The organism is Nocardia yamanashiensis NBRC 100130, from assembly GCF_001613325.1.
In the GTDB taxonomy this organism is placed as follows: Bacteria; Actinomycetota; Actinomycetes; order Mycobacteriales; family Mycobacteriaceae; genus Nocardia; species Nocardia yamanashiensis.
This window is the reverse complement of record NZ_BDCD01000032.1, coordinates 59,501-73,229: the sequence shown is the minus strand read 5'-3', so window position 1 is coordinate 73,229 and position 13,729 is coordinate 59,501. Positions and strand designations below refer to the sequence as shown.

Sequence of the window (13,729 nt, the reverse complement as noted above, 5' to 3'; positions counted from 1 at the left end):
GACCCGGCCCCCAACCACCCACCGCCGAATCCGGCATCCAACTCTGGCTGGACTTGCACGCGACTCCGCAACCGAAGACGCGAAAACCTTCCCGCCCTCGGGATTCCGCATACTCGGCGTGGGCTGCACCACCGCTGTGATTCGCCCCGAACAACGAATTCCCCGCCGGATCTCCGGCGGGGAATTCGCTATTCCAACCCTGCATGGTTGGACCTAACAGGGCGGATGGGGACCTTGCCCCTTCTCTCGATTCTCTTGGGGGTGTGGGGGCTTGCCCCCACAATCCTCTTACCTCGCGGTACGGGTGGCCCGGCGCATGGCCGAGAGCGGGTCGGCGTAGAAGACGCTCAGCGAGGTGACCGCGGCGGCGAATTCTTGGACGCGGCCGCCGAAGCGGCTGATGCGGAGGTCGGCTGCGGGGAGGGTGGTGGATTCGTTGAAAGCTTTTGCCACGCGCTCCATTCCGGGGCGCCAGCCGGTGAAAGCCTGGCCGCCGAGGACTACTCGGTCGGGGTTGAACATGTCCCGGACGAGAGCGGCTGTGCGGCCTAGGATTTCGGCGCGTTCGATGAGCAGGTCACGGGCCGCGGCGTTGCCGGTGTCGGCGGCGCGGTACAGGTCCGTGACGACCGGACGGCGGGGGGCCTCCGGCTTGGGGAGCACGCCCTTGCGGACGGCGCGCTCCAGCAGGAAACGCTCACCGATGGTGGCTTCCAAGCAGCCGCGCCGGCCGCAGGTGCAATCGACGTCCGAGCCGGTGGGCAGGTGGGCGATCGAGCCGGGGCCGTTGGCGGGGGTGTGCACGCGATCGTGCAAAGTCACTGCCACACCGGCGGTTTCGCGAGCGTAGATGTAGAGGCTGCTGCCGGGGCGGGTCTCCTCGCCGGGTTCGCGGCCGAGCAGTAGTTCGGAGGCCGCCATCGCTTCGACGTGCGCCGACACCGAAACCGGCTGATCGAGCACGCTGCTGAACACGGCGGCCACCGGCGCGGCGGTCCAGCCCAGGCGCGGATGATCGACCACACCGGCCGACGGATCGACGCGGCCGGCGATCGCGACCCCGGTCCACAGCGGCTTGCGGCGCGGCAGCCGATCCAGGAACGCCTTCGCGCTCCGCGCCACTATGGTCAGCGCCGCGTCCTGACCCGTTTGCGGAGTGGCGATTTCGAGCCCGCCGAGAATCCGGCCGGACAGATCGGCGGCCACGATGCGGGTCACGGTGGACCCGATGTGCACGCCGAGCGTGACATAGGAATCGGTATCGACCTCGAACGGCACGCGCGGCCGCCCGACCGCGCCGGACGCGGTCAGATCGGCCCGCTCGCGCAACAGCCCGGCCGAAAGCAGCGCGGACACTTGACGATTCACGGTGGCGATACTCAGCCCGGTGGTCTGGGCGGCGACATCGCGGAAGATCGGGCCGCGGGCGGCGGCGCGCAGCACGGCGGCCGCGGGGTTGTCGGTGATGCGCAGTTCCGGCGGCACGGCGGGCCGGGCCGGAGCCAGGCGCGCGGTGGCGACGGTCGAAGTGGAAGATCGTTCGATCGTGGGACTGGACATGATTCGGAGTCCTTGCTGCGGTCCCGTCGGCTAACGGGACGAATGCCTACATGAAGAAATCAGCGATGCAGCGAAGAGCCCGGATTCGAGCGAATCGGGGTCAGTACTCGGCTGCGCGACGGCAGGGACAACACAGTTCCCGTTGCCGCGGCAGCCGCACACCCAGCGCGACGGTCACATAGGTGACCCGTGCGGCGGTGGGGCGACTGGAAGACATGGGATCAAATTAGCATTCCGCTCAGGGGGAACGGAAGGCGAACGCGAACCTCCCGGCCGCCCGGGCATTTCGAGGGGGTGTGACGGGAAACCCTCCGGGGTGCTGCGCCTCCTACCGAAATCTTTGCGCCAGTTAACTTTTGATGACGCATCGAACCGCGGTCCGCGACGCGCCGGAACGTGACCGACGACACTCCGCGTTCTCACATCTCGAGACAGCGCCGTACCGCACCAGCTCACTCCGGCGCCCGGTCCGGCACACGCATTCCGATCAGTGTGATTCCAAGCCCGGCGCTGGTCAGGCAGGTGGCGCAATACCCGGAATCGGCGCCGTTTCGCCAGGCCGGGACGCTCGCCGAGCGGCGCATAACTTCACACCCCATGATGTACCGCAAGTGAGGGCCCGGCTGGCCCCCAACGGTGCCCTTACAGTTCTGAACTCGCAGGTCAAAGGCGAAAGGAGCTGAGGGTGTCGCCGGAACCGATCCCACTGCGCGGCCCCGTGCGCCGCGCCGACCGCGCCCGTCAGGTGGCGGACGTGCTGCGCCATCAGATCCATGCCGGCGCGTTCGAGGACGCGCTGCCGTCCGAGGCGGAACTCACCGCCGAATTCGCGGTGTCCCGCAATACGGTCCGCGATGCGCTGGCCCTGTTGAAGGACGAGGGCCTCATCGAACGCGCCCCCAAGATCGGCACCCATGTCGCCCGGCGCAAATACGACCACGGCCTCGACGCCCTGCTCGGTCTCAAGGAAACCCTGCGCGGCCACGGCGAGGTCCACAACGAGGTGCGCACCGTGCAGCTCGTCGTCCCGCCGCTCGCCGTCGCCCGCAAACTGCGCCTCGACCCCGGCGCGCAAGCCGTCTACATCGAGCGCCTGCGCTGGTTCGGCGACCTGCCGCTGAGCCTGGACCTCACCTACCTGGTCCCGGACATCGGCGCCGAGGTCATCACCCGCGATCTCGAATCCAATGACGTCTTCGCGCTCATCGAGGAGATCAGCGGCGGCCCGCTCGGCTCCGCGGACCTGGCCCTGGAGGCCATCACCGCCGACGCCCACTCGGCCTCCACCCTGCACATGCCCGAGGGCGGCGCGCTGCTGCTGCTCGAACGGCTCACCAAGCTCGAGGACGGCCGCCCGGTCGATCTCGAATACATCCGGATGCGCGGCGACCGGATCACCATGCGCGGCAGCCTGACCCGGCCGCCGGAACGTACCGATTGGAGGCTGACCTGATGGCTCTGGTCAACCAGCGGGCCGATGTCCCGGTGACCATCGACGAATCCCTGTGTATTCAGGGCTGCACCCTGTGCGTGGAGATCTGCCCGCTCGATTCGCTGGCGATCAACCCCGACAACGGCAAGGCGTACATGCACGTCGACGAGTGCTGGTACTGCGGGCCGTGCGCGGCGCGCTGTCCCACCGGCGCGGTCACCGTCAACATGCCCTATCTGCTCCGCTGAACACCCTTCGCTAGGAATCCCCATGAAGTACCGCCCCGCCCGCCTCGCCACGGTGGCCCTGGCCGCCACCCTCGCCCTCTCCGCCGCCGGCTGCTCCCTGGAGCAGCAGTCCGGCAGCAACGGTGACACCGTCAAGGTCGTCATCGGCTATCAGTCCAAGACGATCAATACCGTCACCGCGGGAACCCTGTTGAAGGCCAAGGGATTCCTGGAAACCCGGCTGAACAAGCTGACCGACGGCGGCGGGGCCAAGTACCAGGTGGAGTGGCAGGACTACGACACCGGCGCGCCCATCACCGCGCAGATGGTGGCGGAGAAGATCGACATCGGTTCGATGGGCGACTACCCGCTGCTCATCAACGGCTCCCGCACCCAGGCCAACGAGCGCGCCAAGACCGAGTTCGTCTCGGTCACCGGGTACAACCCCAAGGGCGCGCTGAACATGGTGGTGGTGTCGCCGGATTCCAAGGCGCAGACGCTGAACGATCTGTCCGGGCAGAAGGTTTCGGCCTCGGTCGGCTCCGCCGGGCACGGCACCCTGGTGCAGGCGCTGACCCGTGCCGGCCTCGACCCGAAGACCGGCGTCGAGGTGCTCAACCAGCAGCCGCAGATCGGCGCGTCCGCACTGGAATCCGGTCAGGTGGCGGCGCTTTCGCAGTTCGTGGCCTGGCCCGGGCTGCTGGTCTTCCAGAACAAGGCCAAGCTGCTCTACGACGGGGCCGAACTGAACGTCCCCACCTTCCACGGCGTGGTGACCCGCCGCGACTACGCGAAACAGCATCCGGAGGTGCTGAATGCGTTCCTGCAAGCTCAGCTGGACGCCACCGACTTCATCCACCAGCAGCCCCTGGAAGCGGCGCGGGTCGTCGCCGAGAACGCCGGTCTCGCTCAAGAGGTGGTGTACCTCTACAACGGGCCGGGCGGAACCTCCTTCGACACCACGCTGAAGCCCAAGCTCATCGACGCCTTCAAAGCCGATGTGGCGTACCTGAAGTCGATCGGCGACTTCGCGGATCTGGATATCGACAAGTTCGTCGATTCGACGGCCCTGCAGGCGGCGTTCAAGGAACGCGGCGCGAACTACGACGCGGAACTGGCCGTCAATGCCAACCCCGCACCGGTCAAGGGCACCGACCCGGTGAGCGGCAAGGCCGCCGACAATCCGGCGCTGGCGGGCGAGATCTGGTTCACCGGCGCCGACAAGACCCAGCCCGCCTCGGATCCGACCAGCCTGCTGCGCGCCGTGAAAGCCGCTCGCGCCCAGGGCAAGTCGATCCGTGCCGCCTATGTGCCCGATGCCGAACTCGGCACCCGCTGGTTCGCCGACAAGGCCCTGTGGGTCCGCGACGGCGACACCTACCTGCCCTTCACCACGGCCGCCGCGCAGCAGCGTTACCTGGGCGCCCACCCGTCCGGCGTGGCCGTGAACTACGAGCAAGCCGTCAACGAGGTCCGGCAATGAGCACTCGGATCGCGCGGCTCCGACCAGACGGGGTGACGAGATGAGCGCCGTGACGGCGGTTCCGCGCGCATCGGTGGACATTCCGGAACCGGCTGTCACGCAGACCCGTTCGCGCCGGGGACCGGCGGTCTGGCGGTCGCGGGCCATCCGCCTGACGTCGGTCGTCGTGGCCATCGGCCTGTGGCAGGTGCTGACCGCCAACAACGTCCGGGCGTGGGTGCGGTTCGACACCCTGCCCACCGTGACCGAGATCGTGCGCGCCTTCCGGCATCAGCTCGGCACCGAGGTGTTCTACCTGGATCTCGGGCAGTCGCTGATCCGGATTCTCACCGGATTCGGGCTGGCCGCGTTGTTCGGCGTGACACTCGGTGTGGCACTGGGCCGTTCGCGGTGGCTGGCCGATACCGTCGGTCCGCTCACCGAACTGGCGCGGCCCATTCCGGCCATCGCCATCGTGCCGGTCGCCATCCTGCTGTTCCCGGACGACGAGGCCGGGATCGTGTTCATCACCTTCCTTGCCGCCTTCTTCCCGGTCCTGGTCTCCACCCGGCACGCCGTGCGGGCGCTGCCGACCATCTGGGAGGACTCGGTGCGCACGCTCGGCGGCGGGCGCTGGGACGTGCTGCTGCGGGTGGTGCTGCCGGGCAGCCTGCCGGGGGTGTTCTCCGGATTGTCGGTGGGCATCGGCGTGGCGTGGATCTGCGTGGTCTCGGCCGAGATGATCTCCGGGCGGCTGGGCGTCGGCTACCGCACCTGGCAGGCGTACACCATCGTCGACTATCCGGGCGTGTTCGTCGGCATCATCACCATCGGCGCGCTCGGGTACGGCACCTCGGCCGCGGTGGAATTCCTCGGCCGCCGGGTCACCCATTGGCTGCCGCGCGTCCCGGAGGTGGCGAAATGAGCATCGAGCAGACCGTCGCCGGCATCGGATTGACCCTCGAGGGAATAGACCTCTCCTACACCGGCGCACCCGTCATCACGGGCCTGAACCTGCAGGTGCGGCCGGGTGAGATCCTGGTGCTCACCGGCCCGTCCGGGTGCGGCAAGTCCACGGTGCTGCGCGCGCTGGCGGGCCTGCTGAAACCCGATGCGGGGCGGGTGCTGGCCGACGGCGTCGAGGTCACCGGCACCGACCGGGATCGCGCCGTCGTCTTCCAGGACAATGCGCTGCTGCCCTGGAAGACCGTGCGCGCCAATATCGAACTGGCGCTGAAGCTGCGCGGCGCACCCAGGGCGGGTCGGCGCGCGCTGGCGGAACGGTGGATCGAGGAGATCGGGCTGACCGGTTTCGCGGACTTCCTGCCCAAGAGCCTGTCCGGCGGCATGCGCCAGCGCGTGCAGCTGGCGCGCGGCCTGGCCGGTGCGCCCCGCTCGGTCATGATGGACGAACCGTTCGGCGCGCTCGACGCGCAGACCCGGAACACCATGCAGCGCTTGCTGATCGACACCTGGCGCAGCCATCCCACCACCGTCCTGTTCGTCACCCACGATGTGGACGAGGCGCTGTTGCTCGGCGACCGCGTCGCCGTCCTCGGCCGTGCCGGCGAACCGCTGCGCGCCCTGCTGGAGGTCCCCCAGCCGCGCGTCCTCGGCGTCGACCGCTCCGCGCTGCGCGCCGAAATCATTACCGCGCTGGATCATTCGGGCGACCTGGCCGCCCTCTGAGCGCCGCGCCGCCGGCGGCCCCGGCGGCCCGCGCGACCTGATATCCGTCCCCGACTTCGAATGCTGGTGTATCCCATGGAGATTCCCGATCTATCCGAAACCCTGCGGCTGGACTGCGACGTCCTGGTGATCGGCGGCGGCACCGCGGGCACCATGGCCGCGCTCACCGCCGCCGAACAGGGCGCGAATGTGCTGCTGCTGGAGAAGGCGCACGTGCGGCATTCGGGGGCGCTGGCCATGGGCATGGACGGGGTGAACAACGCGGTCATTCCGGGCAAGGCCGAACCGGAGGACTACGTCGCCGAGATCACCCGCGCCAACGACGGAATCGTCAACCAGCGCACCATCTATCAGACGGCGACGCGCGGATTCGCGATGGTGCAGCGGCTCGAACGGTACGGGGTGAAGTTCGAGAAGGACGCGTACGGCGAATACGCGGTGCGGCGGGTGCACCGGTCCGGGTCGTACGTGCTGCCCATGCCGGAGGGGAAGGACGTCAAGAAGGCGCTGTACCGGGTGCTGCGGCAGCGCAAGATGCGCGAGCGGATCCGCATCGAGAACCGGCTGATGCCGGTGCGGGTGCTCACCGAGGGCGGGCGTGCGGTCGGCGCGGCCGCATTGAACACGCGCACCGGCGAATTCGTGGCGGTCGGCGCGAAGGCGGTCATTCTCGCCACCGGTCCCGCCGGGCGGCTCGGACTGCCGGCTTCGGGGTACCTGTACGGCACCTACGAGAATCCGACCAATGCCGGTGACGGGTACGCCATGGCCTATCACGCGGGCGCGGAGCTGTCGGGCATCGAATGCTTCCAGATCAATCCGCTGATCAAGGATTACAACGGCCCGGCCTGCGCGTATGTCGCGAATCCGTTCGGCGGGTATCAGGTCAACGCGCTCGGTGAGCGGTTCGTGGATTCCGACTACTGGTCCGGGCAGATGATGTCGGAGGTGAAGCGGGAGATCGAATCCGCGCGCGGGCCCATCTATCTGAAGGTCTCGCACCTGCCGACCGAGACCCTGGACGCGCTCGAAGGCATCCTGCACACCACCGAACGGCCCACGCGCGGCACCTTTCACGCCAATCGCGGGCACGACTACCGCACCCACGATATCGAGATGCACATCTCCGAAATCGGGTTGTGCAGTGGGCATTCCGCGTCCGGAGTGTGGGTGGACGAGCATGCCCGGACCACGGTGCCCGGCCTCTACGCCGCCGGTGACCTAGCCTGCGTCCCGCACAACTACATGATCGGCGCGTTCGTCTACGGCGACCTCGCGGGCTCGCACGCCGCCTCGACACTGGCCGAAGTCGAAGCCCCGCAGGCGCTTCCGGACGATCAGCTGGCGGCCGCCCATGAACTCGTCTACCGGCCGCTGCGCAACCCCGACGGGCCGCCGCAGCAGCAGGTCGAATACAAGCTGCGCCGCTTCGTCAACGACTATGTGGCCCCGCCCAAGACCGCCACCAAGCTCTCGCTCGCCATCGAAACCTTCGATCGCATGCTCGGCGACCTGGAGGCCATGGGCGCGCAGACCCCGCACGAGCTCATGCGCTGCGCCGAAGTCACTTTCATCCGTGACTGCGCGGAAATGGCGGCGCGTTCCTCGCTGACCCGCACCGAGTCCCGGTGGGGGCTCTATCACGAGCGGGCCGACCTGCCCGAGCGCGACGATGTGGAGTGGCGCTACCACCTCAATCTGCGCAAGGGCGCGGACGGCGAGATGGAATTCCACAAGCGGCCCGTCGCACCGTATTTCGTCCCGGTGCCCGGTTTCGACGAGCTGACCTCGGACGATCCGACCGTCATTCCCGTCGCGCAGCCGGAGCTCATCGGCAGTCCACCCAACCTGGGGACGGATGTGCACAACCACGCGACCCCGCCCGCGCCCGCGAAGGAGATCGTCGCGCCTCGCATCGCGCTGCTGCTCACCCTCGATGCCCCCAGCACGGCCGAACTCGAATCCTTCCTGAGCGATCCGGATCCGCGGGTGCGCGCCACGGCCCTGTCGGTGCTCACCGAAGGCACGCCGGACGGTTTCGACGACCACTTGATCGCGGCCCTCGGTGACGCCGACGCCGCAGTACGTGCCGCGGCGGTGGCCGGCCTGCGCGAACTCGTCGAAATCCTCCCCGCCCCGGGCCTGCTCGCCGACCACGCCGACTCGCCGGATCCGCTGGTGCGCGCGGCCGTGATCGATCTGCTGCGCGCCCTGCACGCCGGTTCGGCGGAACTGTTCGCCAAGGCCGCCGTCGATGCCGACCATCGGGTTCGCATCGAGGCGGTGTCCGGCCTGGTCTCCCTCGACGACTGGAACGCGCTCGCCGGCGCGGCGCACGACGAGAACCGCGAAGTCCGCATCGCCGCCGCCAAGGGTCTGGCCACCATCGGCCAGGGCGGGGCCGACACCGTCCGCACCCTCGCCGCCGATCGTGACCCCCTGGTCCGCGCCGCCGCGCTCACCGCGCTGGCCCGGCTCGGCGACCCCACCGACGCCCCGGTACTCGCTGCGGCGCTACGTGATTCGGCCTGGCAGATCCGCGAAGGCGCGGCCCGTGGCCTGCCCGCCGTCGGCGTCGAACTGGCCACCGAGCCCCTCACCACGGCCCTGGCCGACGTCCACCCCGACATTCGCAAAGCGGCGGTGCTCACGCTGAGCAGCTGGCCCGAATCCGAAAGCGCCCGCCTCGCCTTGCGAACGGCGCTCGACGACACCGACGCCGACGTCCGCGCCTATGCCCGCCGCGCCCTGGCTGTGCACGCGGATTCCTAGCGGCGGGCGTCAACGGGCCGGGCGGAACAACCCCTCGACGGCCGTAATGAAATATGGGAAGTGCGCGCCGAAGCGGAGCAGATCGCGGTCGCCTTCGAAACCGCCGAACCAGTAGATGCCGGTCTCGCCGTCGGCGGTGGGATCGAGATTGCGGAAGGTGCGGACCCACTGGTCGGTGCGGCGGCCGGCCACCATGAACGGCAGCGCGCGGGAGAAGACCAGCTCCTGATCCGGCGGCGGGAGCTGTTGCGGGGCAATGGCATCCAGGCCACGCAGCATGGCCTGGATGCGACCGGTCAGCTCGCGGCCCAGCGCGGTGCGGGCCGGGAGATAGCGGGGGAGCAGCAGGGCCGCCACGCCCGCCAGCGCGATGGCGATGCCGATCAGCGCGTGACCGGGGCCGAGCGCGAGGGCGGCGGTGGCGATCGCGCCGGTGACGATCAGCGCCGCGCCGAGCCAGAATTCGAAGCCGCGGCGGGTGCGATCCACGAACGCGCCGCGCGCCACCGCATCGTCGATGAGGGCCCGCCGGACCGCGCGGACCGGCACCTTGCCCTTCAGCTCCGACAGCAGCACGGCATCCACGCCGTCCGGGAGCAGGGCGGAGTAGACCGTGCGCTCGTACCCGGTGAGCTGGTCATCGGCCGGGTTCAGACGCTCGATCCGCCAATCCTGTTCGCCCGCGACCGCGACCCAGAGATAGCTGCGCACCGCGAGATCCACGATGGTGGCCGCCATATCGGCGGGATCCACATAGCCGTCCAGCAGCAGGCCGGCGGTACCGGGCAGCACGCCGTCGGGAGAGGTGAAGCGAGCCCGATTGCCCTCGCGCGCAATCGGATCGATCACCTGCGGGGCGTCGGCGTCCGCGCGACGGGTCCACACCACATAACCGGCCGCGGCGGCCAGGCCGGCCAGCAGCACCGCGAACGCCGCCAGCACCGGACCGGTCAGCGAGAACGGGCCGGGCGCGTTGTCGTCGTGGATATCGGCATTGGCCTTCACCGTGCCCGGCGGCAACTGCAAGGTCACGTCGATGACGTCGCCCTTGCGCAGATCGGTCTTCGTCAGATGCGCGACGCCGTCCGGCTCCACCCGGATGTCCGCGCAGTTCTCCGGAGCCCCGGGCGGGCCGATGGTGCACTTGGTCACGCCCATCCGGAAGTCCGGGCTGATCACACTGGCGCTGATCGACGCCACATCGGTGTTCAGCACGCCGGTCCAGTGGAACACCTGCGCGCCATCGGCATTGCTCACGGTGTTGTGCACGGCGTACTTGAACGTCGCCGAGCCCGGGCGCGCCTCGATGGTGAACAGGTTGTCGTCCACCTTCGCGGTGCCGTCGCCGGTGGCCTGCACCTCGGTCACCTCGAAATTGCGTTCCACGGTGTCGCTGACCTGCACCCGCAGCGGCAGCACCTGCCGGAAGTCGCCGCCCTCGGGCACTTCCACGGTTTCCACCACCCGCAGCAGACCGTCGTCGCCCAGACTCACGTCCGCGGTGATGCGCACACCCTCGGACTGTGCGTGGGCGGCCGGTGCGGCGAGGCCCGCTAGCGCGAGCAGCAGCGCGACGAGAGCGCCCCCCCGAAAAATCTGCATGACAGGCGACTATAGACAGCTTGCTATCCTTCCTCAGCGGCAAGGCACAGGCCTATGGAGCCGGCGGTTATCGCTTACGAACGAGGGGGTGTGGGGGATGACTCGCCCACCGTCCGGCTACGGTCCGACTCCTCCCGGCGGGAACCCGCCCCAGCAGCCGCACCCGGGGCAGGGCGGTAATCCGAATCCCGGTCGGCAGCAGCCCGATCCGGGGCAGTCCGGCCGGCCGCCGGGACAGCCGCAGCGTCCGCCGTATCCGCCGCAGCCCGCACCAGGTCGCCCGCCGTACGGCAATCCGCCGCCGGGACAGCAATTTCCGGGTCAGCCGTATCCGGGTCAGCGGGGACCGGCCCGGCAGCAACCCGGATATCCGCAGCCGGGTCCGCCGCAGCACGGCGGGCAGCCGCGTCCGGGCTATCGTCCGGTGGCGCCGCCGCCCGGATACGCACCACAGCCCAATTACGCTGCGACGGAGATGTTCTCGCGGGGTCCCGGCCGGCAGCAGCCGCCCCCGCCGAGCAGTTCGGCCGTGCAGCCCGGATACCGGCCGCCCATGCCCGCGCCCACCGCGCAGGCTCCCACCGGTGCGCAACGTCCGGCCCCGCCGCGCCGCCGCCGTTTGGGCACCCTGCTGGTGATCCTCATCGTGCTGGTCACCGGCGTGCTGCTGCGCGTCGCCGTGCGCAGCGGCTTCGACAGCATCGGCTCCGGTGATGCCGTAAAGACCACTTACGCACCCGATTCCGGGGGTAGCAGTGCCACCGGCGTCGCCGCCACCGCCGACAATCCACTGGTCACCGGCGCGGATCTGACCCTGATCCCGGCCAAATGCGACTACACCGCGTGGAGCACCGACGTCGACACCGCGCGCACCTTCTTCGAAACCGCGGCCGGCTGCCTGGAGAAGGCCTGGAAGCCCCTGTTCACGGATATCAAGATGAACTTCGAACCGCCGAAGCTCATGGTCTCCGCCGACACCGAGGGCATCACCACGCTCTGCACCGGCAGCAGTTCGAACTTCGCGGCGTTCTACTGCTCCGCGGACAAGACCATCTACCTGCCGATCAGCCAGTTGCAGACCGATATCTTCAAGAACAACTGGGTGGTGTACCTGTCGATCTTCGCGCACGAATACGGCCACCATGTGCAGGCGCAGTCCGGGATTCTCGGCAAGGTGCACCAGCAGCGCCGGGACGCGGGCGTGCGCAGCGACACCGGGCTGGAACTGTCCCGCCGGACCGAATTGCAGGCCAACTGCTTCGACGGGATGTACCTGTCCGCGTCGCACGGCGGCGGATCGCTCGCCAACGCCCAGATCGGCGTGGCGCGCACCGACACCTATCACCGCGGCGACGCCCCCGGTGACATGCGCGATCACGGCACCTCGCAGAACAGCGGAGCCTGGTTCGAAGTCGGCTACGACAAGAACCGCACCGCCCAGTGCAACACCTTCTCCGCCGCGGCGAGCAAGGTGAACTAGCGCTTCGCCTTTCGGCGGGGGGAGGGGAAACCCGGGGGCATGCCCCCGGACCCCCGATAGTGGCGACGCCGACACCCGACGCCGACACCGGGGACGGCGAGCCACTGCTCCGCGGCGGCACCGGCATACGAAAGGGGTCCGGGGACTTGGTCCCCGGACCCCTTCCGGTCCGAAACGTCAGTGCCCGAAGGGCTTTCCGTGCCGCTGCGGCGAATGCCCGTGCACCCCTTCGGCGTACGCGGTCTCCGCGTGCAGCGCGAAGTCGATGCCGCCGACCTCGTCCTCGCGGCTCACCCGGAAGCCGAGGAACTTGTCGATGACCTTGCCGAGCAGGAACGTCGCGCCGAACGCGAACGCCGCCACCGCGAGTACGCCCACCAGCTGCTTGCCCAGCTGGCCCAGCCCGCCGCCGTACAGCAGGCCATCGGCCCCGTCGGTCATCACGTGCGTGGCCAGCAGGCCGATCAGCAGCGTGCCCACCACGCCGCCGACGAAGTGCACGCCCACCACATCGAGCGAATCGTCGTAGTTGCCCTTGAACTTCCAGCCCACCGCGAACGAACACACCACGCCGGCCACCAGGCCCACGATCAGCGCGCCCACGGTGTTCACCGTCCCGCACGACGGCGTGATGGCCACCAGGCCCGCCACCGCGCCCGAGGCCGCGCCGAAGGTGGTCGGCCGGCCGTCGCGCACCTGCTCCACCACCAGCCAGCCCAGCATGCCCAGGCAGCCCGCGACGAGGGTGTTCAGGAACACCGCGGCCGCGATGCCATTGGCCTGCAACGCCGAACCGGCATTGAAACCGAACCAGCCGAACCACAGCAGGCCCGCGCCGAGCAGCACGAACGGCAGATTGTGCGGGCGCATGGCGTCGACCTTGAAACCGATGCGCGGCCCCAGCACGATCGCCATCGCCAGTGCCGAAGCGCCCGAGGCGATCTCGACCACCAGGCCGCCCGCGTAGTCCAGCGCGCCCAGCTTGGCCAGCCAGCCGTCCGAGGTCCACACCCAGTGCGCGATCGGCGCGTAGACGACGAGCGCCCATACCGGCACGAAGATCATCCAGGCGGAGAACTTGGCGCGGTCGGCGATCGCGCCCGACACCAGCGCCACGGTCAGAATCGCGAAGGTCAGCTGGAAGGTGACGAACAGCAGTTCCGGTACGGCCCGGCCGTCGGTGCCCGGAATCTCGTGCAGGGTGCCGGGATCGATCCCGGCGAGCCCGATATGCCCGAGGTTTCCGATCAGCCCGCCGCCCGCGTCGTCGCCGAAGGCCAGGCTGTAGCCGAACAGCAGCCACACCACCGCCACCAGCGGAATCGCGATGAAGCTCATCATCAGCATGTTGAGCACGCCGGTGGAGCGCACCATGCCGCCGTAGAAGATCGCCAGCCCGGGCGTCATGAGCAGCACCATGGCGGTGGCCGCGAGCAGCCAGGCCGTGGCGGCCGGATCGAGGGTCAGGGTCGTCAAGGGGGTAACTCCTTCCGCGCGTAATCGCG

10 protein-coding genes are annotated in these 13,729 nt (G+C 69.2%); 7 read left to right on the top strand and 3 right to left on the bottom strand.

Annotated elements, in window-relative coordinates:
- Positions 1 to 288: 288 nt before the first annotated feature.
- Positions 289 to 1,560 carry an ROK family protein gene (locus NY1_RS32980; RefSeq protein WP_067721064.1) on the bottom strand — a complete coding sequence of 424 codons (1,272 nt, stop codon included), beginning with the start codon at positions 1,558 to 1,560 and terminating at the stop codon, positions 289 to 291.
- A gap of 679 nt (positions 1,561 to 2,239) precedes the next feature.
- Between NY1_RS32980 and NY1_RS32975 the strand changes: the two genes are divergently transcribed.
- From NY1_RS32975 to NY1_RS32950, 6 genes are all read left to right on the top strand, one after another.
- The gene (locus tag NY1_RS32975; RefSeq protein WP_067721063.1) at positions 2,240 to 3,013 is read left to right on the top strand and encodes a GntR family transcriptional regulator; all 774 of its coding nucleotides are present in this window, start codon (positions 2,240 to 2,242) and stop codon (positions 3,011 to 3,013) included.
- Positions 3,013 to 3,240, top strand: a complete 228-nt coding sequence (locus NY1_RS32970; protein ID WP_040744775.1) for a 4Fe-4S dicluster domain-containing protein — start codon at positions 3,013 to 3,015, stop codon at positions 3,238 to 3,240. Before NY1_RS32975 ends, NY1_RS32970 begins: the two co-directional genes overlap by 1 nt.
- A gap of 22 nt (positions 3,241 to 3,262) precedes the next feature.
- On the top strand, positions 3,263 to 4,702 hold the full coding sequence (locus NY1_RS32965; protein WP_067721062.1) for an ABC transporter substrate-binding protein: 1,440 nt from the start codon (positions 3,263 to 3,265) through the stop codon (positions 4,700 to 4,702).
- A gap of 49 nt (positions 4,703 to 4,751) precedes the next feature.
- Positions 4,752 to 5,606 (top strand): ABC transporter permease, encoded by an 855-nt coding sequence (locus NY1_RS32960; protein WP_067721108.1) that lies wholly within the window; start codon positions 4,752 to 4,754, stop codon positions 5,604 to 5,606.
- The gene (locus tag NY1_RS32955) at positions 5,603 to 6,370 is read left to right on the top strand and encodes an ABC transporter ATP-binding protein (RefSeq protein WP_067721061.1); all 768 of its coding nucleotides are present in this window, start codon (positions 5,603 to 5,605) and stop codon (positions 6,368 to 6,370) included. Before NY1_RS32960 ends, NY1_RS32955 begins: the two co-directional genes overlap by 4 nt.
- 75 nt (positions 6,371 to 6,445) lie before the next feature.
- The gene (locus NY1_RS32950) at positions 6,446 to 9,142 is read left to right on the top strand and encodes a fumarate reductase/succinate dehydrogenase flavoprotein subunit (protein WP_067721107.1); all 2,697 of its coding nucleotides are present in this window, start codon (positions 6,446 to 6,448) and stop codon (positions 9,140 to 9,142) included.
- Between the two features lie 9 nt (positions 9,143 to 9,151).
- Here NY1_RS32950 and NY1_RS32945 read toward each other — a convergent pair whose 3' ends face one another.
- Positions 9,152 to 10,744, bottom strand: a complete 1,593-nt coding sequence (locus tag NY1_RS32945; protein ID WP_067721060.1) for a DUF2207 family protein — start codon at positions 10,742 to 10,744, stop codon at positions 9,152 to 9,154.
- Between the two features lie 97 nt (positions 10,745 to 10,841).
- On the opposite strand from NY1_RS32945, the gene NY1_RS32940 reads away from it, so the two are divergent.
- Positions 10,842 to 12,224 carry a neutral zinc metallopeptidase gene (locus tag NY1_RS32940; RefSeq protein ID WP_267888476.1) on the top strand — a complete coding sequence of 461 codons (1,383 nt, stop codon included), beginning with the start codon at positions 10,842 to 10,844 and terminating at the stop codon, positions 12,222 to 12,224.
- 177 nt (positions 12,225 to 12,401) lie between these two features.
- On the opposite strand, the gene NY1_RS32935 is transcribed toward NY1_RS32940, so the two are convergent.
- Positions 12,402 to 13,700, bottom strand: a complete 1,299-nt coding sequence (locus NY1_RS32935) for an ammonium transporter (protein ID WP_267888475.1) — start codon at positions 13,698 to 13,700, stop codon at positions 12,402 to 12,404.
- Between the last annotated feature and the right edge of the window lie 29 nt (positions 13,701 to 13,729).